This window comes from Snodgrassella sp. ESL0304 (genome assembly GCF_013344995.1).
In the GTDB taxonomy this organism is placed as follows: domain Bacteria; phylum Pseudomonadota; class Gammaproteobacteria; order Burkholderiales; family Neisseriaceae; genus Snodgrassella; species Snodgrassella alvi.
Genome location: NZ_JAAEDR010000003.1, coordinates 18085 through 38395 on the forward strand (window position 1 = coordinate 18085; position 20311 = coordinate 38395).

The window sequence follows — 20311 nt, forward strand, 5'->3', positions numbered from 1 at the left end:
TTATCCCATTATATAGAATCGGCTGACATTCCGGTGTACACTTTCGCCTTTGTTTTTTAATTGGCATTTCTGATGAATTTACTGCGTACTCTGGCTAAAGTCAGCAGCATGACTATGCTGTCGCGTGTTCTTGGTTTCATCCGTGATACCATTATTGCCCGCAGTTTTGGTGCGGGGATGGCTACTGATGCTTTTTTTGTGGCATTTAAACTGCCTAATCTGTTACGGCGTATTTTTGCAGAAGGCGCATTTTCACAGGCTTTTGTACCGATACTGGCTGAGTACAGGGAAACACGATCACCCGAAGCTACCCGGGCTTTTGTGCAGCATGTGGCCGGGCTGCTTTCATTTGTTCTGATTATTGTAACGGCGATCGGAATTCTGGCCGCACCTGTCGTGATTTATATTTCTGCTCCCGGGTTTCAGCAGGATGCCGATAAATTTGCTCTGTCGGTACAACTACTGCGGATTACTTTTCCATATATTTTTCTGATATCGCTGTCTTCACTGGTTGGCAGTATTCTGAATACTTATCATCAGTTTATTGTTCCAGCCTTTACACCGACTTTTCTGAATATCTCCTTTATCGTATTTGCTCTGTGGCTGGCACCTTACTTTCATCCTCCGGTTCTGGCGCTGGCCTGGGCAGTATTTGTGGGCGGATTATTACAGTTGCTGTATCAGCTGCCTTATTTATTTAAACTGGGTTTTCTGACTATGCCCAGACTCAATTTTAAGGACAAAGCAGTTAACCGGGTACTCAGACAAATGGCACCGGCTATTCTGGGGGTATCGGTAGCGCAAATATCGCTGGTGATAAACACGATTTTTGCTTCTTATTTGCAATCCGGTTCAGTATCCTGGATGTATTATGCTGACCGTCTGATGGAATTACCGACTGGTGTGCTTGGTGTGGCACTGGGAACCATTCTTTTGCCCACTTTGTCTAAACACTCAGCTACTAATGATATAGCCAGCTTTTCTGCATTGCTGGACTGGGGATTACGCCTGTGCATGCTGTTAACTTTACCGGCAGCAGTGGGTATGGCTGTGCTGTCATTTCCTCTGGTGGCAACTTTATTTATGTACCGGCAGTTTAATGAGTATGATGCAATAATGACTCAGGGTGCGCTTATCGCTTATGCTGTTGGTTTGATTGGTCTGATTCTGATTAAAGTACTTGCACCGGGATTTTATGCGCGCCAGAACATTAAAACGCCGGTAAAAATTGCTATTTTTACTTTATGTATGACTCAGCTGATGAATTTGCTGTTTGTCTGGAAGCTGCATCATGTCGGGCTGGCTCTGGCTATCAGTCTTGGCGCCTGTATTAATGCCGGATTACTGTTTACTCTGTTACGGCGACAGAAATTGTATACCCCCAGCCCCGGCTGGCTGCGTTTTCTATTGCGTCTGACGGTGGCTCTTGTTGTTATGGGTCTGGGGTTATGGTTATTACAGTATTGGCTGCCGTTTAACTGGCACAGTAGCGGGTTGGCAAAAGTAGGGCAATTAAGTATTTTGATTGTTACCGGTATTATTTTATATTTCGGATCACTATTTGCTCTGGGTTTCCGCGTACGCGATTTCCGGCGGGCTGAAGCAGAATAGTGGTATTTCAGCCTCATAACGAAAATGAAAAGAATTCATGCAAATTTATTTGTGTTCAAATTCTTTTAATTCTTCTGCGATAAAATATTTCACCAGTTCGCAAAACAGGGACTTGATTACATCTCCGTTCAGTCCCTGCTCATCTGCCCATTGTTTGCGTTTTTCAAGCATGCTGTTAAAACGCTCATTCGCTTGTACGTCTTTAGCATTCATTTTAAATTTACTGGCCGCTTTGACATATTCAAAGCGGGCGGAAAGTAACTGGATTACCGCATAATCAATATGATCTATTTCTGTACGAATGTCATTTATGCTGTGGCAGTCCTCAGGTTTATATATTTGATTATATGTCATTGTATTTGTTAATTTTTATTTCCATGATATCTGTATTGTAAAACTGATATAAGTGGTAGTACAGTTAAAAAATGATAATTTTACAAATTAATATTATTATTAAATATATGATAAATTAAATTATTTAAATATATGAAATGTAATATTTTATTATGCTAATTATTTTAACCCAAAAGCATAAATTGCTTTAATGAGTATAACTGACCGAAATAAATGAAAAAATCCATGATTGACTTTTGCTGTTTTCTGGTTACAAAAAATATGAGAAACCAAACGTAATACTGAATAAATGCTAATGAGAATAATTCTCAATATCCTATTGAAAACATTATTTTTTTATTTTCTTTTAATGTAATACGCGCTTTTAATAACGTTCGAAATTAGTTACAATACATCAATTTTACCAATATTTGCATAAGGTCAGCGCAGTTATGTTGGCGAATTATTTCCCCATATTAATATTTGTTCTGGTTGGCTTTGCCGCTGGTGTTCTGTTTATCTCTCTCGGTTTACTGCTAGGACCGAACCGGCCATACAAAATGAAACAGGAACCGTTTGAGTGCGGTTTCGAAGCTTTTGAAAATGCACGAATGAAATTCGACGTGCGTTACTATCTGGTAGCCATTTTATTCATCCTGTTTGACCTTGAAGTTGCCTTTATGGTGCCCTGGGCAGTTGTATTTAAAGAGCTGGGCGCATACGGATTCTGGTCAATGATGGTGTTTTTGCTGATTCTGGTTATCGGCTTTATTTATGAATGGAAAAAAGGCGCTCTGGAATGGGAATAGAAGGCGTTTTAAAAAAAGGATTTGTCACAACCACTGCCGATACCGTACTCAATTATGTGCGTACCGGTTCGTTGTGGCCGGCTACTTTTGGTCTGGCCTGTTGTGCCGTAGAGATGATGCAAGCTGGTGCTGCCCGTTATGACCTTGACCGCTTTGGTATTATTTTCCGCCCGTCACCGCGTCAGGCCGATCTGATGATTGTCGCCGGTACGCTGTGCAATAAAATGGCTCCCGCCTTGCGGCGTGTTTATGACCAGATGGCCGAACCGCGCTGGGTACTGTCTATGGGTTCCTGTGCCAATGGCGGCGGTTATTATCATTACTCATATTCTGTGGTTCGCGGCTGTGACCGGATTGTACCGGTTGACGTATATGTACCGGGCTGTCCGCCAACTGCTGAAGCGCTGGTATACGGACTATTGCAATTGCAGCTGAAAATTAAACGTACCGCCACTATCGCGCGTGTATGAAAGTGAGGGAAATATGGCAGATTTGGCAATACTGAAAGCCGTGTGCGAAGCCACTTTCGGCGATAAGGTACGTTACTGTCTTGACCGTGGTGAGCTGACACTGGATTGTGCAGCAGCTGATTATCATCAGCTTATGCAAACGCTGCGTGACCACAATGAATTGAAATTTGAAACACTCATTGATCTGTGCGGAGTCGATTACCAGAGCTATAAAAATGAGCCATGGGAAGGTAAGCGTTTTGCTGTAGTCAGTCATCTGCTGTCAGTAGCCAATAACTGGCGTGTGCGTGTGCGTGTCTGGGCTGAGGCTGAAGATTTTCCTACAGTAGATTCTGTTGTTGATATCTATAACGGAGCCAACTGGTATGAGCGTGAAGCATTCGATATGTTTGGCATCCTGTTTAACAACCATCCTGATTTGCGCCGTATTCTGACTGATTACGGCTTTGTCGGTCATCCGTTTCGCAAAGATTTCCCTGTTTCCGGCTATGTTGAAATGCGTTATGACGAGGCCGAAGGCCGCGTAATTTATCAGCCGGTAACGATTGAACCGCGTGAAATTACACCGCGCGTGGTGAGAGAGGAGCAGTACGGTGTCTAAGTTACGCAATTACACCATTAACTTCGGGCCGCAGCATCCGGCAGCACACGGCGTATTGCGCCTGATTCTGGAAATGGACGGTGAAAATATCGTTCGTGCCGATCCGCATATCGGTCTGTTGCACCGCGGCACAGAAAAACTGGCTGAATCACGCACCTATTTGCAGGCACTGCCATATATGGATCGGCTGGATTACGTATCCATGATGTGTAATGAGCAGGCATACTGCCTGTCAGTGGAGCGCCTGCTGAATATCGAAGTGCCGGTTCGCGCTCAGTATATCCGTGTGATGTTTGCTGAAATTACCCGTATTCTTAATCATCTGATGGGTGTCGGTTCTCATGCGCTGGATATTGGTGCCATGACGGTATTTCTCTATGCTTTCCGCGAGCGGGAAGACCTGATGGATATCTATGAGGCAGTATCAGGTGCGCGCATGCATGCGGCTTATTTCCGCCCGGGTGGTGTATACCGGGATTTACCGGATTTCATGCCTAAATACGAATCCAGTAAATACCGTAATGCCAAAGTTCTGCAAAAACTGAATGCCAGTCGTGAAGGTACTTTGCTGGACTTCATTGAAGACTTTACCAACCGCTTTCCCGCCTGTGTGGATGAATATGAAAATCTGCTCACGGATAACCGTATCTGGAAGCAGCGTACAGTCGGTATCGGTGTAGTATCCCCGGAGCGTGCTCTGCAAAAAGGATTTACCGGTGTGATGCTGCGCGGTTCCGGTATTGAGTGGGATGTACGTAAGAAACAGCCTTATGATGCTTATGCTCAGGTAGATTTTGATATTCCGGTAGGGATTAATGGTGACTGCTATGACCGTTATCTGTGCCGTATTCATGAAATGCGTCAGGCCAACCGTATTATCCGTCAGTGTGTTGACTGGCTTAAAGCCAATCCCGGTCCGGTAATTATTGATGACCATACTGTGGCCCCGCCGCACCGTACCGCCATGAAAGACGGGATGGAAGAATTAATCCATCACTTTAAGCTGTTTACCGAAGGTATGCATGTACCTGAGGGTGAAGTTTATGTGCCTACCGAGCATCCTAAAGGTGAGTTCGGGGTATATCTGATTTCTGATGGTGCCAATAAACCTTACCGGATGAAGATTCGTGCTCCGGGGTTTGCTCATTTGCAAGGGATGGATGAAATGGCACGTGGTCACATGCTGGCTGATGTGGTGGCTATTATTGGTACACAGGATATCGTATTCGGGGAGGTGGATAGATAATGTTGTCCCCTAACAGCTTAAAACAGATTGATATAGAACTGGCAAAATATCCGGCTGATCAGCGCCGTAGTGCCATTATGTCTGCCTTGCGTATTGCGCAGACCGAGCTGGGCTGGCTTCAGCCGGAAACTATTGAAGAAGTGGCTGATTACATTGGTATTCCGCCGGCGCAGGCGTTAGAAGTTGCTACTTTTTATAATATGTATAACCTGAAACCGGTAGGTAAATATAAACTTACTGTGTGTACAAATCTGCCCTGCGCTCTGCGTGGCGGAGTAAATGCAGGTGAGTATCTGCAAAAACGTCTGGGTATCCGCTATGGTGAAACCACAGCCGATGGTAAATATACTCTGGTTGAAGGCGAATGTATGGGTGCCTGTGGCGATGCGCCGGTAATATTAGTCAATAATCATAAAATGTGTAGCTTTATGAGCGAAGAAGCCATTGAAGCAAAACTGGCGGAGTTGAACTAATGGCAATGTACCAGAATGGCGTGATTTTTGATCAGGTTGATACTTCAGACCCTAATTGCTGGACACTGGAAGCTTATATTGCTCGCGGCGGATATCAGGCATTGAAAAAAATTATCAGCGAAAATGTATCGCAGGATGATGTAATTGCCGAGCTTAAAACTTCCGGTCTGCGCGGTCGTGGCGGTGCCGGTTTTCCTACCGGGCTGAAATGGAGCTTTATGCCCCGTTCTTTTCCGGGTACCAAATATATCGTGTGTAATACGGATGAGGGTGAACCGGGTACATTCAAAGACCGCGATATCATCGACTACAATCCGCATGCCCTGATTGAAGGCATGATTATCGGCGGCTACGCTATGGGCGCTGCTGTCGGCTATAACTATATACACGGCGAAATCTTCGAGAGTTATCTGCGTTTTGAAACAGCTTTACAGCAGGCGCGCGAAGCAGGATTACTCGGACAAAATATTCTGGGCAGTAATTTCAGCTTTGAGTTGCATGCTCATCATGGTTATGGTGCCTATATCTGTGGTGAAGAAACTGCTCTGTTAGAGTCTCTGGAAGGTAAAAAAGGGCAACCGCGTTTCAAACCGCCGTTTCCGGCTTCATATGGTTTATATGGTAAGCCAACAACAGTTAACAATACTGAAACTTTTTCTTCTGTACCGTTCATTATCCGCGATGGCGGTCAGCTGTTTGCTGATAAAGGTATTCCTAATAATGGTGGTACCAAGCTCTTTTCAGTATCCGGTCACGTAGAACGCCCGGGTAACTACGAAATTCCGCTGGGGACACCGTTTAAGGATTTGCTGGAAATGTGCGGTGGAATGCGAAATGGCAAAAAACTTAAGGCGGTTATTCCCGGAGGTTCTTCTGCACCGGTATTACCGGCAGACATCATGATGGAACTAACCATGGATTATGATGCCATAGCCAAGGCAGGTTCTATGCTGGGTTCCGGTGCGGTCATTGTCATGGATGAAGATGTATGTATGGTCAGAGCACTGGAACGACTGAGCTATTTCTATTTTGAAGAATCATGCGGGCAATGTACGCCGTGCCGTGAAGGAACCGGCTGGCTGTATCGCATTATTCACCGTATTACCTCCGGCAAAGGCCGGCCGGAGGATCTGGATTTGCTGGAATCACTAGGTAGCAATATTTCGGGACGTACCATCTGTGCACTGGCAGATGCGGCTGTTATGCCGATACAGGGCTTTATGAAACATTTCCGCCCCGAATTTGAGCACTACATCGAACACGGCAAACCCATGAAAGAACATCGCTGGTGCTAAGGCACTATCTGCTTAGTTAGGATTGCGAACCTATGTTACAAATTCAAATTGACGGTAAACAACTTTCTGTCGAGCAGGGCAGTACGGTGATAGAAGCCGCCCATAAGGCCGGTACATTCATTCCGCACTTTTGCTATCACAAAAAATTGTCCATCGCCGCCAACTGTCGTATGTGTCTGGTTGAGGTGGAAAAATCGCGCAAGCCATTACCTGCCTGTGCTACGCCGGTCACCGATGGTATGGTTGTTAAAACCAATTCGCCCATGACTAAAGATGCCCAGAAAGGGGTAATGGAATTCCTGCTGATTAACCATCCGCTGGACTGTCCTATTTGTGATCAGGGTGGTGAATGCCTGTTGCAGGACTTGTCAATGGGCTATGGTAAAGGTGCCAGCCGTTATACTGAGGCCAAACATGCTGTGGCCGGTAAAGAAATGGGGCCACTGGTTTCTGCTGCTGAAATGAGCCGCTGTATTCACTGTACCCGCTGTATCCGCTTTACTGAAGAAATTGCCGGTAAGCAGGAGCTGGCCATGATGAATCGTGGTGAATGCTCTGAAATTACACCATTTAACGGTAAAACACTGGAAACCGAGCTGTCTGGCAACGTGATTGATTTGTGTCCGGTGGGCGCACTAACCAGCAAACCATTTCGTTATGACAGCCGTTCATGGGAATTAAGCCGGCGTAAATCTGTGTCTGCTCACGATGCACTGGGCAGTAATCTGATTGTGCAAACTAAAGACCATACCGTGCGCCGGGTACTGCCACTGGAAAACGAAGCCATCAATGAGTGCTGGCTCAGTGACCGTGACCGTTTTGCCTATGCAGGTTTGTATCAGCAACGTTTAACTCAGCCGCAAATTAAACAGGACAACCAGTGGCATACGGTTGACTGGCAAACTGCACTGGATTATGTGGCTAAAGGTTTGCATGGTGTCAGCCATGATTTCGGTACCGATGCAATTGGTATGTGGGTCAATCCAGCCAATACTGTTGAAGAAATGTACCTGACCCGTAAACTGGCTAATGCGCTGGGCGTGAATGCTGTTGACAGTCGCCTGCGTCAGCTTGATGAGCGTTTTGGTGCAGCTGCTGAAGGCGCTCAGTGGCTGGGACAGAGTATTGAACAGCTGGCAGAGAATGAGGTGATTTTGCTGGTAGGCGCACGCTTACGGCAGGAACAGCCCTTATTAACAGCACGCATCCGTCAGGCAGCTAAAAACGGAACTAAAGTAGCAGTGGTGGCTGCTGCTGATGAAGAGCTGTTTATGCCGTTACTGGCGCAGCTTAGCCTGCATCCTTATGAATGGATTGACTGGCTTAGTGATGCGCTTAACAGCGAAGTAGGTCAGGCCTTATTAAAAGCTGAAAAAGCCAGCATTATTCTTGGTGCGGATGTTTTGAACCATCCGGATGCAGCGGCAGTTTATGCAGCTGCACAGGATCTGGCTGAAGCTACCGACAGTATAGTGGGCGTATTGCCGCAGGCGGCCAACAGTATTGGTGGTGAAATCGTAGGCGTGGCGGCCAGTAAAGCAGAAAATACCATTGCCGCACAAATTAAGCAGCCTAAACAGGCAGTAATGCTGCTCAATGTTGAACCGGATATGGATATAGCCAACGGAGCTGCGGCCATTGCAGCCCTGAAACAGGCACAGACAGTAATGGCATTCACTGCTTACGACAGTGAAGTATTGCGTGAAGTTGCAGACGTATTATTGCCAATTACGCCATTCACAGAAACCTCAGGCAGTTTTATCAGCATGGAAGGGCGATTACAGTCTTTTCATGGTGTTGTACAGGCTTACAGAGAAGCCAGACCTTTATGGAAGGTATTACGCGTACTGGGTAATGTACTGGAATTGCCGGGCTTTGAATATGAAAATACCCAGCAGATTCTGGCTGATGCGGTTACCAAAGATCAGATACCGGCTTTGCTGAGCAATCGTATACAACCGGTTGCTACCAGTGATCCCGATATCAGTCTGGTACGTGTTGGCGGCGTTAGTCTGTATGCAACTGATGCGATTGTGCGCCGTTCCGAACCCTTACAGAGTACAGTTCATGCCGCAGTACCGGTTGCACGTACCAACAGTGTGACACTGGCCCGGTTTGGTTTGAGTAATGGTGATACCGCACAGGCTAAACAAGGCAATAGTACCGTATCGATTACCATCACTACGGATGATACCTTGCCGGAAAATGTACTGTTTTTGCCATTACATCAGAGTAACTGGCAATTAGGTGCTTTATTGACCACTGTTGAATTGAGTAAAGGATAATCATGCAAGCGTGGTTTCAACAATTACTGGGCAACGACTTCGGTTTACTGGTGTCTGTCATCGTCAAGATTGTCATCATCATGCTGCCGCTGATTATTACCGTAGCCTATCTGACTTATTTCGAACGTAAAGTTATCGGTTATATGCAGCTGCGGGTTGGTCCGAACGTTACCGGACCGTATGGCTTAATCCAGCCGTTTGCCGATGTATTAAAACTGCTGTTCAAGGAAGTTACCCGTCCGTCACAGGCTAATAAGGCACTGTTCTATATCGGACCGATGATGTCACTGATGCCGGCTTTTGCTGCCTGGGCAGTTATCCCGTTCAGTGAAACATGGTTTCTTACCCGAATTAATGCCGGTTTACTTTATATTCTGATGATTACTTCACTGTCTGTTTATGGTGTCATCATTGCCGGCTGGGCTTCCAATTCTAAATATGCTTTTCTCGGTGCCATGCGAGCTTCTGCGCAAACTATTTCCTATGAGATTGCCATGGGATTTGCGCTGATTGGTGTGATTATGGTTTCCGGAAGTATGGATTTTCATGACATTGTTATGTCTCAGGCAAAAGGTTATGCCGGTGGTTCCATTTTCTCATGGAACTGGCTGCCTTTATTTCCGCTGTTTGTGGTGTATCTGATTTCCGCTGTGGCCGAAACCAACCGTGCGCCATTTGACGTAGCCGAAGGTGAATCGGAAATTGTTGCCGGTTTCCATGTAGAGTATTCCGGTTTTGCTTTCGCGTTATTCTTTCTGGCCGAATACATTTTCATGATTCTGGTGGCTGCTCTGACGGCTCTGCTGTTCTTTGGCGGCTGGTTATCTCCCTTTCCGCAAAGCTGGGGCTTTATTGGTACCCCGAGTGTATTGTGGATGTTTCTGAAAATGGCACTGGTGTTGTACTTTTATCTGTGGATACGTGCAACATTCCCGCGTTACCGTTATGACCAGATTATGCGTCTTGGCTGGAAAGTATTGATTCCGGTAACCATTGTGGCAGTAATTGTATTGGGTTTGTGGATGATTTCACCCCTGAATTTATGGCATTAAGCAGGGAAAGGCTCTGATATGGCAAATATAATTAAAACCTTTCTGATGACCGAGTTACTTTCGGGTATGAAAGTAACTCTGAAAAACTTCTTTGCGCGCAAGGAAACCATATATTTTCCTGAAGAAAAAACCCCGCAATCAGTTCGCTTTCGTGGTTTGCATGCACAACGACGTTATCCCAATGGTGAAGAACGCTGTATTGCCTGCAAACTGTGTGAAGCTGTCTGTCCGGCCATGGCAATCAATATAGAATCTGAAAAACGTGAGGACGGTACACGCAGAACCACACGCTACGATATTGATCTGACTAAATGTATTTTCTGTGGTTTCTGTGAGGAAGCTTGCCCGGTTGATGCTATTGTTGAAACTCGGATTTTCGAATATCACGGTGAAAAACGCGGTGATTTATATTTCACTAAACCCATGTTGCTGGCTATTGGCGATCGCTATGAAGAAGATATCGCTAAATGCAAAGCCGCAGATGCACCATATCGTTAAGAGGTGGTCATGAATTTACCATTAATTCTGTTTTATGTATTTGCCGCCGTGATTTTGTTTGGCGCGATAAATACAGTTATTGCCAAAAATCCGGTACATGCGGTTTTGTTTCTGGTTCTGACATTCTGTGCCAGTGCCATGATGTGGATTCTGATGCAGGCTGAATTTCTCGGCATTGTATTGGTAGTGGTGTATGTGGGTGCGGTAATGGTACTGTTCCTGTTTGTCATCATGATGCTCAATATTGATGTTGAGCAGATGCGTGCCGGCTTCTGGCGGCATGCACCTGTTGCAGCACTGGTGGGTATCCTGACTGCTGCCTTACTGATTGTTATTCTGGTAAATCCTCAGCTGCATCTGGCGAGTCTGGGTAAGGATTCTCCGCTGCCTGCAGACTACAGCAATGTGCATGATCTGGGGATGCAGATTTACACTACCTATCTGTTACCGTTTGAACTGGCGGCTGTATTGCTGGTGCTGGGGATGGTGGCCGCAATAGCTCTGGTTCACCGGCAGACATACAATCCTCGTCGTACCAATCCGGCCGAACAGGTTAAAGTACAGGCAAAAGATCGTTTCCGTATGGTGAAAATGCAGCCTGAAATCACTGCACCGGTCACTGAAGAAGCAAGTAAAGAAGCAACTGAAGGGGAGCAGAAAGCATGATTACCTTAACCCATTATCTGGTGCTCAGCGCAATACTGTTTGCTATTTCTGCCATGGGTATATTTATGAACCGCAAAAACGTGCTCGTATTACTGATGTCAATCGAGCTAATGCTGTTAGCGGTAAATTTTAACTTTGTGGCTTTTTCCCGTTATCTCGGCGACACCGCCGGACAGATTTTCGTCTTTTTTATTCTGACAGTTGCTGCGGCAGAATCTGCTATTGGTCTGGCAATTATGGTTCTGATTTTCCGTAACCGTCAGAGCATTAATGTACAGGATCTGGATAGTCTCAAAGGCTAACAGGTGAGAGGAACGAGAGAAAAATTATGAGTGTTTATCTGATTATTGCTTTGGCTCCGCTCATCGGTTCATTACTGGCCGGTTTATGCGGTAAGCTGATCGGACGTAAGGGTGCGCATAGCGTTACCATAGCAGGCGTAGCCGTTTCGGCAGTACTGTCTGCCTGGGTACTCTATGGTTTTATGACCGGAACCCGTCAGCCCTTTGATGAAAATGTGTATACATGGCTGACCATGGGCGGTCTGGACTTCTCAGTAGGGTTTCTGATTGATACCCTTACTGCCACTATGCTGGTGATTGTGACCAGTGTATCGCTGATGGTGCATATTTATACTATCGGCTATATGAGTGATGATGACGGCTATCAGCGCTTTTTCAGCTATATCTCACTGTTTACTTTCTCCATGCTGATGCTGGTAATGAGTAATAACTTCATTCAGTTGTTCTTCGGCTGGGAGGCTGTAGGGCTGGTGTCTTACCTGCTGATTGGTTTTTACTTTAAACGTGACAGTGCAATTTTTGCCAATCTGAAAGCATTTCTGGTTAATCGTGTCGGCGACTTCGGTTTTGTACTCGGTATTGGTCTGGTACTGGCTTATTTCGGCGGCAGCCTTCGCTATGCTGATGTTTTTCAGCATATTGATCAGGTTAAAAATGCCACTATCGAACTGATTCCCGGTCATCCGTGGTCTTTGATTACCGTTACCTGCATTTTGCTGTTTGTGGGCGCAATGGGTAAATCGGCACAGTTTCCGTTGCATGTCTGGTTACCGGATTCAATGGAAGGTCCGACACCGATTTCAGCTCTGATTCATGCTGCAACCATGGTAACAGCCGGTATATTCATGGTATCTCGTATGTCACCCCTGTATGAGTTGTCTGATACTGCTCTGGGTGTGATTATGGTATCCGGTACCATTACTGCGCTGTTTATGGGCTTTCTGGGTATGATTCAGAATGACATTAAACGGGTGATTGCTTATTCAACCTTGTCACAGTTAGGTTATATGACGGTAGCCTTAGGTGCCTCTGCCTATAATATTGCTGTTTTCCATGTCATGACCCATGCTTTCTTCAAAGCACTGTTATTTCTGGCCGCCGGTAGTGTGATTATGGGTATGCACCATGATCAGGATATGCGTCATATGGGCGGATTGCGTAAATACATGCCGGTAACATGGATTTGTATGCTAATTGGTTCATTATCGCTGATTGGCACACCATTTTTCTCCGGTTTCTATTCCAAGGATTCAATTATTGAGGCAGTAAAAGCGTCAACGTTGCCATTCAGCAGTGTGGCCTATGTAGCTCTGGTAGCCAGTGTGTTTGTCACCGCATTCTACTCATTCCGATTGTATTTCCTGGTATTTCATGGTGAAGAAAAATGGCGCAAAGCCGAACATAGCGAACATCATCATGCAGAAGAACATCATGGACTGAAACCACAGGATAATCCGCATGAGAGCCCGCTGGTGGTAACCATTCCGCTGATTCTGCTGGCCATCCCTTCAGTATTTGTAGGTATGTGGGCAATGAAGCCGATGCTGTTCAGTGATTTTTATCAGCATGTGATTTTTATTAATAGTGCTGCACATCCTGCACTGGCATCCGTAGAAGAAGAGTACCACGGCATATTTGCCATGGCTCTGCACAGTCTGACAACTCCTGTGTTATGGCTGGTGATTGCCGGTGTTGTACTGGCGTGGTTCTTCTATATGAAAAAACCACAGATTCCGGCCAGAATTGTTGCATCTATACGTCCGGTTTATACCCTGCTGGATAATAAATACTATCTGGATACTATTTACTATAACGTGTTTGCCAAAGGCAGCCGTCTGCTGGGAACGTTGTTCTGGAAAGTTGGCGACGTTTTCATTATTGATAAATTAATTGTTAATGGTGCTGCACGCGTTGTCGCTGCTGTAGCAGCGCTGATACGGCGTATTCAGACCGGATACATCTATACCTATGCTACAGCAATGGTTGTGGGTGTATTTGTACTGGTGGCATGGACTTTCTGGCCGTTGCTTAAAACAATGTTTGGCGGTTAATTGCGGGCATTCAACTTGGTATCTTTAGGCTATAAATATGTACGATAACTTACTCAGTTTGGCGATTTGGCTGCCTGTAGTGGCTGGCGTCGCAGTGCTGGCTACCGGCTCAGACAAGCACGCAGGTATAGCCAGAGTGCTGGCCTTAATCGGGGCGCTGGTTTCTTTTCTCATAACCTTACCGCTGTTTTTTAAATTCGACCGTTTAAATGGCGGATTTCAGTTTAAAGAATTTCATGTCTGGATTGAGAGTCTCAACATCAACTATGCATTAGGTGTGGATGGATTGTCAGTTCTGTTTGTGATTCTGAACAGTTTTACTACTTTACTGGTTGTTCTGGCCGGCTGGCAGGTAATCCAGAAACGGTCTGCGCAGTATATGGCCGCTTTCCTGATTATGTCAGGACTGATTAATGGCGCATTTGCAGCAATGGATGCCATCGTATTCTATGTATTCTTCGAAGGCATGCTGATTCCGATGTATCTGATTATCGGTATCTGGGGTGGTCCGAGACGGGTATATGCATCAATCAAATTCTTTCTGTATACCTTAATGGGTTCATTACTGATGCTGGTTGGTTTTGTCTATCTGTCTAATCAGACCGGCAGTTTTTCTATTGAAGCATGGCACAATATCAAGCACCTTGCGATGACGGCGCAAATTCTGCTGTTTATCGCTTTCTTCCTGTCTTTTGCGGTTAAAGTGCCGATGTGGCCGGTGCATACATGGTTGCCGGATGCTCACGTAGAAGCGCCGACCGGTGGTTCAATGGTACTGGCGGCAATTACTCTGAAAATAGGTGGTTACGGATTCCTGCGCTTTATTCTGCCTATTTTGCCGGATGCAGCACGTTATATTGCGCCGGTAATCATCGTGCTCAGTCTGGTGGCGGTAATTTACATCGGTATGGTGGCACTGGTCCAAACTGATATGAAAAAACTGGTGGCGTACTCTTCCATCAGCCATATGGGATTTGTCACTTTAGGCTTTTTCCTGTTTACCGGCGGCTATCTGAATGACTGGGCCTTTAAAGGTGCCATTATGCAGATGATTTCGCACGGTTTTGTTTCAGCCGCTATGTTTATGAGTATCGGTGTGATGTATGACCGGATGCACACCCGCGATATTTCAGCTTACGGCGGTGTTGTAAACAGTATGCCGGTATTTGCTTCTTTCATGCTGTTCTTTGCTATGGCTAATGCCGGTTTGCCCGGTACATCAGGATTTGTAGGCGAATTTATGGTCATTGTCGGTGCCGTGAAAACCAATTTCTGGGTTGGTGCACTGGCGGCGTTAACCCTGATTTATGGTGCAGCATATACCTTGTGGATGTTTAAACGGGTTGTTTTTGGTGCCATCAAAAATCCGGAAGTTGCGCAATTAAAAGATGTAAACAAACGCGAACTGCTAATTCTGGTGATTCTGGCTGTAGCGGTACTGGGATTTGGTTTGTATCCGGAACCGTTTATTGCTGTCGTGCATCAGGCAGCAAATGATTTGATAGTCCAAGCGGCACAAAGCAAACTGTAAGGAAATGTGAATGAACTGGACAGATTTAACAATATTTCCCGCTGCACCGGATATGGTGCTGACTGTAGTACTGTTTACAGTATTGCTGGTGGACTTATGGCTTAATGACCGACAACGCTGGATAACCTGTACCCTGTCAGTTATCGGTCTGATACTGACCGCCGCGGTACAGTGTCTGGTATGGAAAGAACAGCCGCAATATGCCTTCCATGATATGTTTGTACTGGACGGTATGGCTCAGCTGGCCAAGTTATGCATGTATGTACTGGTTATTGCCTTATTTATTTACAGCCAGACTTATCTGCGTGCTAAACATATTTATCAGGGTGAATTCTATACGCTAACCCTGTTTGCACTGCTGGGCATGAATATTATGGTTTCAGCCAGCCACTTCCTGACTTTATATGTCGGGCTGGAGCTGCTTTCGCTGGCACTTTATGCTTTGATTGCCCTGCAGCGCGATAGTGGCCGTGCTGCTGAAGCCGCATTGAAGTATTTTGTGCTTGGTGCACTGGCCTCAGGTTTACTGTTATACGGTATTTCAATGATATACGGTGCAACAGGTACATTACAGCTGCAGCAGGTGCTTGCAGCCAGCCAGGAAACAACCAATCCGTGGTTACTGAAACTCGGGCTGGTATTTATTGTTGCCGGTATTGTATTTAAACTGGGTGGTGTACCGTTTCATATGTGGGTGCCGGATGTGTATCAGGGTGCGCCGACTGCAGTTGCTGCACTGGTGGGTACAGCACCGAAAATTGCAGCCACAGTCTTCGCTTTCCGTATCCTGGTTTACGGTCTGCTGACTCAGTGGGAAAGCTGGCGTGAATTACTGTTACTGCTGGGTATCGCCTCGCTGTTTGTGGGTAATCTGGCTGCTATCATGCAAATCAACATTAAACGTATGCTTGGTTTTTCAACAGTAGCCCATATGGGTTTCATTATGCTGGCTCTTCTGTCCGGTCAGTCTGGCTGTGCTGCAGCTATGTATTATGCAATAACCTATGCTTTAATGGCCTCTGTAGCGTTTGCTATTCTGGTTCTGCTCTCCGGCAAGGATGTTGAATGCCAGAATATCAGTGATCTTGCCGGTCTGAACCAGAAAAATGCATGGTATGCATTTTTAATGCTGCTGGCGATGTTTTCAATGGCCGGTATTCCGCCATTGATGGGCTTTTATGCCAAGCTGGCCGTTATTAAAGCGTTATTGGCCAGCGGCTATCTGTGGGTTTCTGTGTATGCAGTAATAATGTCGCTGATTGGTGCTTTCTATTATCTGCGTGTGGTTAAAACCATCTATTTCGATAGTCCGGATTCTGTTGCTGAACCGGCATTCAATATGACTTTTCTTGGTAAAATCGTTTTATCTGTTAACGGTTTATTATTGCTGTTATGGGGTATTTTGCCTGATGGAGTAATGAACTGGTGTGTACAGGCATTACTGCATAGTTAATCTGAATTTATTCTTTCAACAGCAGCCACTACGGCTGCTGTTTTTATAACAGCCGTACACACTTATCAAAACAAATGCGCACAGGTAAAATAACTGTTCAACCGTTGACATAACAACTGCATAATAAGCATGAATAACTCAGAATTTGATATCTGCCAGACTGAATGTGTGGTAGTAAAAGTAGGTTCCAGTCTGGTGACCAATGGCGGACATGGGGTAGATCAGAATATTCTGAATAACTGGGCACAGCAGATTGCGCAATTACGTGCACATGGTATTCAGGTAGTACTGGTATCTAGTGGTGCTATTGCAGAAGGTATGAAACGGCTGGGCTGGCAGGTACGTCCCAAAGCAATTAATGAATTACAGGCTGCCGCCGCAGTGGGGCAAATGGGACTGGCCCAGGCATACGAGATTGCGTTTGAATCACTGCATATCCGGACAGCACAGATTTTGCTGACACATGATGACTTGAGTCACCGTACCCGCTATTTAAATGCTCGTAGTACTATCCGCACTCTGCTGGAGCAGGGAGTAGTACCGATTATTAATGAAAATGATACAGTTACCATTGATGAAATCAAACTTGGCGATAATGATACCCTTGGTGCTCTGGTAACTAACCTGATTGAAGCTGATGTACTGATTATTCTGACAGATCAGAATGGTCTGTATGACAGAGATCCGCGTAAGCATACTGAAGCTAGATTGATTCATAAAATTGCTGCCAATCATCCAGACCTGGAAAGTATGGCCGGCGGAGCAGGCAGCAGCGTGGGCACCGGAGGTATGTATACCAAAGTACTGGCTGCAAGACGGGCTGCTTTAAGCGGTGCTGCAACCTGTATCGCCAACGGGCATGCTGAAAATGTATTAGTCCGGTTACTTGAAGGCGCACAAACGGGTACTTTATTTACCCCGGCCGGTAGCCGGTTGAGCGCACGCCAGCAATGGTTACTTGGGCAGGTACAACTGGCTGGTAAGTTAACCGTTGATGAGGGTGCGGAACAGGCACTGAAAACACAGCACTCCAGTCTGCTGGCTATCGGTTGTGTTGCTGTCAGTGGTCATTTTGATCGTGGCGCATTAGTGGCAGTATGTAATCAGGCCGGTAAAGAAATTGCCCGCGGACTGGTTAATTATAATGATTATGAAATTGGGCGTTTATTGCGGCAGCCGTCTCAGGCTATAGAAGAATTATTGGGCTATGTGGCAGAACAGGAACTGATCCATCGGGATAATATGGTATTACGTCGTGATTGAAGCAGATATTGAAAAAATTTGCCAAATCCAATAAAGAAGATAATATTTACCAGCAGGCTGTAAGCTTAAATAGCCACCAATCTAAGATATAGTATAGGGCAATTTGTTTTTAATAAAACAGATTAAAGTGGCCTGATAAATACATATACCATCATTAAATTTGTCTGTGTTATCAGAAAGTGCCGTTTTCAGTATCAGGTAAATTTATGGATATCTGAGCATAATCTGCCATGTAGACAGATTGCCAATATATCGGTAGAAAAAATATCTACTCAGGCTGTGGATGCTGCGTTTATCGCTGTTGTGCAGTTATATATTGACTGATCCAAAGAGACAAATGTCTCTTGTTTTTAAATCAATAATTTTCATGTAACCACCTGTAGATGTTGTTTTTTCATTAAAAAAATCAGGTTTATGTATTATCATCATTTTACCCACAAGCTCAGTTTCCGAATATAAATATCCATCATTAGTAATTTTCTTATAGTTATGAATCATATTTCTGCATGAACACTCTTCTTTCGATTTTTCAGAAGGTGAGTCACAAATATTGAGTCTCCAATGAAACTTCACTAATATGTTTTGATAACTTGAATCATATAAATAATGTTTAGCAAGTTTCGAGGTACATTTCAAAGGAAGAAATAAAATAAAAGCCATAAGCAGGATATAAAATAACTTTTTTATAATATACTTTTTTCTGTTAAATTTTTGTTTATTCATCTAGATTGGTAAATTATTGTCAAATAGATAATATATCATTAATAAAAAATTATTAGTCATAACTACCATCAAAATTAATGTAGTGTTGCGCCTGATCAACTAAACCGGTGCTGATTTTATTAGAGCTATAAATAAATTATTTAGAATAAATTCATGTTAAGCAGTAAATTTCTTCTTTCTACATTAAAAGAAAGCCGACGGAAGCTCGAATTATGCATTAATATTAAATCCGGAATAATGCATAATATTGAATTGTTTTAAGTAATATAAAATGAAAAAGATGGTGTTTCTGCATATATAGAAGAATTATTGGGCTATATGGCAGAACAGGAACTGATCTATCGGGATAATATGGTATTACGCTGTGGCCGAAGCGGATATTGAAAAATTCTGCCAAATCCAATAAAGAGATAATATTTACCAGCAGGCTGTAAGCTTAAACAGCAACCAATTTAAGATTTGTTTTTAATAAGGCAGATTAAAGTAGTCTGATAAATACATATACCGTCATTAAATTTGTCTGTGTTATCAGAAAGTGCCATTTTCAGTATCAGATAAATTTATAGATATTTGAGCATAATCTGCCATGTAGACAGATTGCCATTATATCGGTAGAAAATATCTTCTCAGGCTATGGTTGCTGCGTTTATCGCTATACCTATCGGCTACTTAATAATAGTAACAAATGTCCCTTGTTTTTAAATCAATAATTGCTAAATTTCCACCTCCTGTACCGAGTCGCCACGATTCTTCATTGAAGAAGCTAGGTTTATTTATTAGCACAATTTTACCCACTAGCTCAGATTCGAAATATAAATATCCATCATTAGTAACTTTATCAAACCGATTATGCTCAGTATTGATGTTTTTAAAAATTATTTTCTTGCATGAACACTTAGAATCCGGTTTTTCAGATGGTTCCCATTTTTTTCCAGATTGTAAAATACACCTATCGAATTCCCAGTCGAATTTCATTAATATGTTCTGATAATTTAAATCATATAAATAATGTTTAGCAAGTTTCGAGGTACATGTCAAAGGAAGGAATAAAATAAAAGCCATAAGCAGGATATAAAGTAACTTATTTATAATATACTTTTTTCTGTTAGATTTCTGCTTATTCATATATATTGGTAAATTATTGTCAAATAGATAATATATCATTAACAAAAATGAGTTTGCCACAATTGCCATTAAAATTAATGAAATGTTGCGCCTGATCAACTGAACCGGTGCTGATTTAATTAGAGCTATAAATAAATTATTTAGAATAAATTCATGCTAAGCAGTAAATATCTTCTTTAAAAGAAAACCGTCGGATGCTGAAATTATGAATTAATATTAGATCCGGAATAATGCATAGTATTGAATTGTTTTATGTAATATAAATTGAAAAAGGTGATAATAATGCATATTGGTTATTCTGCATATACCAGAATAACCAATATGATTTGTATTGTTTTTTTACAAAGAGAAATGATTCATTTTGGAAATAATTACCGGCTTCTTTATTTATTAAGCCTTACCAGTTAATCTTTAATCCGACAGAACCATTTACCGGCGCTTTGGTATGTGCATCACCACCATTAGACCATGTATGGCCGATTTCACCATAAGCTTTTACTTTGTTTGTAATATCGTAAGTACCA

At 43.9% G+C, this 20311-nt stretch carries 17 protein-coding genes; 16 read left to right on the forward strand and 1 reads right to left on the reverse strand.

Annotation, left to right across the window (positions count from 1 at the left end):
* The first annotated feature begins 72 nt into the window (after nt 1–72).
* Nucleotides 73–1611, forward strand: coding sequence for a murein biosynthesis integral membrane protein MurJ (gene murJ / locus GYX91_RS00350; protein WP_110413739.1), 1539 nt, complete (start codon nt 73–75; stop codon nt 1609–1611).
* 45 nt (nt 1612–1656) lie between these two features.
* Here murJ and GYX91_RS00355 read toward each other — a convergent pair whose 3' ends face one another.
* Nucleotides 1657–1965, reverse strand: a complete 309-nt coding sequence (locus GYX91_RS00355; protein WP_100126016.1) for a chorismate mutase — start codon at nt 1963–1965, stop codon at nt 1657–1659.
* A gap of 431 nt (nt 1966–2396) precedes the next feature.
* On the opposite strand from GYX91_RS00355, the gene GYX91_RS00360 reads away from it, so the two are divergent.
* The 15 genes from GYX91_RS00360 to proB all read left to right on the forward strand — a co-directional run bounded on the left by GYX91_RS00360 (nt 2397) and on the right by proB (nt 17939).
* Nucleotides 2397–2753, forward strand: coding sequence for an NADH-quinone oxidoreductase subunit A (locus GYX91_RS00360; protein WP_025329722.1), 357 nt, complete (start codon nt 2397–2399; stop codon nt 2751–2753).
* Nucleotides 2744–3223 carry an NADH-quinone oxidoreductase subunit B family protein gene (locus tag GYX91_RS00365; RefSeq protein ID WP_025329723.1) on the forward strand — a complete coding sequence of 160 codons (480 nt, stop codon included), beginning with the start codon at nt 2744–2746 and terminating at the stop codon, nt 3221–3223. Before GYX91_RS00360 ends, GYX91_RS00365 begins: the two co-directional genes overlap by 10 nt.
* Before the next feature lie 13 nt (nt 3224–3236).
* Nucleotides 3237–3824 (forward strand): NADH-quinone oxidoreductase subunit C, encoded by a 588-nt coding sequence (locus GYX91_RS00370; protein ID WP_084552676.1) that lies wholly within the window; start codon nt 3237–3239, stop codon nt 3822–3824.
* Complete coding sequence (locus GYX91_RS00375; protein ID WP_025329725.1) at nt 3817–5070, forward strand: NADH-quinone oxidoreductase subunit D; 1254 nt, start codon at nt 3817–3819, stop codon at nt 5068–5070. The genes GYX91_RS00370 and GYX91_RS00375 overlap by 8 nt, the downstream gene beginning before the upstream one ends.
* Nucleotides 5070–5543, forward strand: a complete 474-nt coding sequence (gene nuoE / locus GYX91_RS00380) for an NADH-quinone oxidoreductase subunit NuoE (RefSeq protein ID WP_025329726.1) — start codon at nt 5070–5072, stop codon at nt 5541–5543. Before GYX91_RS00375 ends, nuoE begins: the two co-directional genes overlap by 1 nt.
* Nucleotides 5543–6838, forward strand: a complete 1296-nt coding sequence (nuoF, locus tag GYX91_RS00385) for an NADH-quinone oxidoreductase subunit NuoF (RefSeq protein WP_025329727.1) — start codon at nt 5543–5545, stop codon at nt 6836–6838. The genes nuoE and nuoF overlap by 1 nt, the downstream gene beginning before the upstream one ends.
* Before the next feature lie 32 nt (nt 6839–6870).
* Nucleotides 6871–9123 carry an NADH-quinone oxidoreductase subunit NuoG gene (gene nuoG / locus GYX91_RS00390; RefSeq protein WP_174829670.1) on the forward strand — a complete coding sequence of 751 codons (2253 nt, stop codon included), beginning with the start codon at nt 6871–6873 and terminating at the stop codon, nt 9121–9123.
* 2 nt (nt 9124–9125) lie between these two features.
* On the forward strand, nt 9126–10175 hold the full coding sequence (nuoH, locus tag GYX91_RS00395; RefSeq protein ID WP_025329729.1) for an NADH-quinone oxidoreductase subunit NuoH: 1050 nt from the start codon (nt 9126–9128) through the stop codon (nt 10173–10175).
* Nucleotides 10176–10193: 18 nt separating this feature from the next.
* Complete coding sequence (gene nuoI / locus GYX91_RS00400) at nt 10194–10673, forward strand: NADH-quinone oxidoreductase subunit NuoI (RefSeq protein WP_025329730.1); 480 nt, start codon at nt 10194–10196, stop codon at nt 10671–10673.
* Between the two features lie 9 nt (nt 10674–10682).
* Nucleotides 10683–11339: an NADH-quinone oxidoreductase subunit J gene (locus tag GYX91_RS00405; protein ID WP_025329731.1), complete on the forward strand. Its 657-nt coding sequence runs from the start codon at nt 10683–10685 to the stop codon at nt 11337–11339.
* On the forward strand, nt 11336–11641 hold the full coding sequence (nuoK, locus tag GYX91_RS00410; protein WP_025329732.1) for an NADH-quinone oxidoreductase subunit NuoK: 306 nt from the start codon (nt 11336–11338) through the stop codon (nt 11639–11641). The genes GYX91_RS00405 and nuoK overlap by 4 nt, the downstream gene beginning before the upstream one ends.
* 26 nt (nt 11642–11667) lie before the next feature.
* Nucleotides 11668–13692 (forward strand): NADH-quinone oxidoreductase subunit L, encoded by a 2025-nt coding sequence (gene nuoL, locus GYX91_RS00415; RefSeq protein WP_110413744.1) that lies wholly within the window; start codon nt 11668–11670, stop codon nt 13690–13692.
* Nucleotides 13693–13729: 37 nt separating this feature from the next.
* Entirely contained in the window at nt 13730–15223 is a 1494-nt protein-coding gene (locus tag GYX91_RS00420) for an NADH-quinone oxidoreductase subunit M (protein WP_174829671.1), read from the forward strand.
* A 10-nt stretch (nt 15224–15233) separates the two neighbouring features.
* Nucleotides 15234–16676: an NADH-quinone oxidoreductase subunit NuoN gene (nuoN, locus tag GYX91_RS00425; RefSeq protein WP_174829672.1), complete on the forward strand. Its 1443-nt coding sequence runs from the start codon at nt 15234–15236 to the stop codon at nt 16674–16676.
* A gap of 129 nt (nt 16677–16805) precedes the next feature.
* Nucleotides 16806–17939: a glutamate 5-kinase gene (proB, locus tag GYX91_RS00430; protein WP_174829673.1), complete on the forward strand. Its 1134-nt coding sequence runs from the start codon at nt 16806–16808 to the stop codon at nt 17937–17939.
* The last annotated feature ends 2372 nt before the right edge of the window (nt 17940–20311 follow it).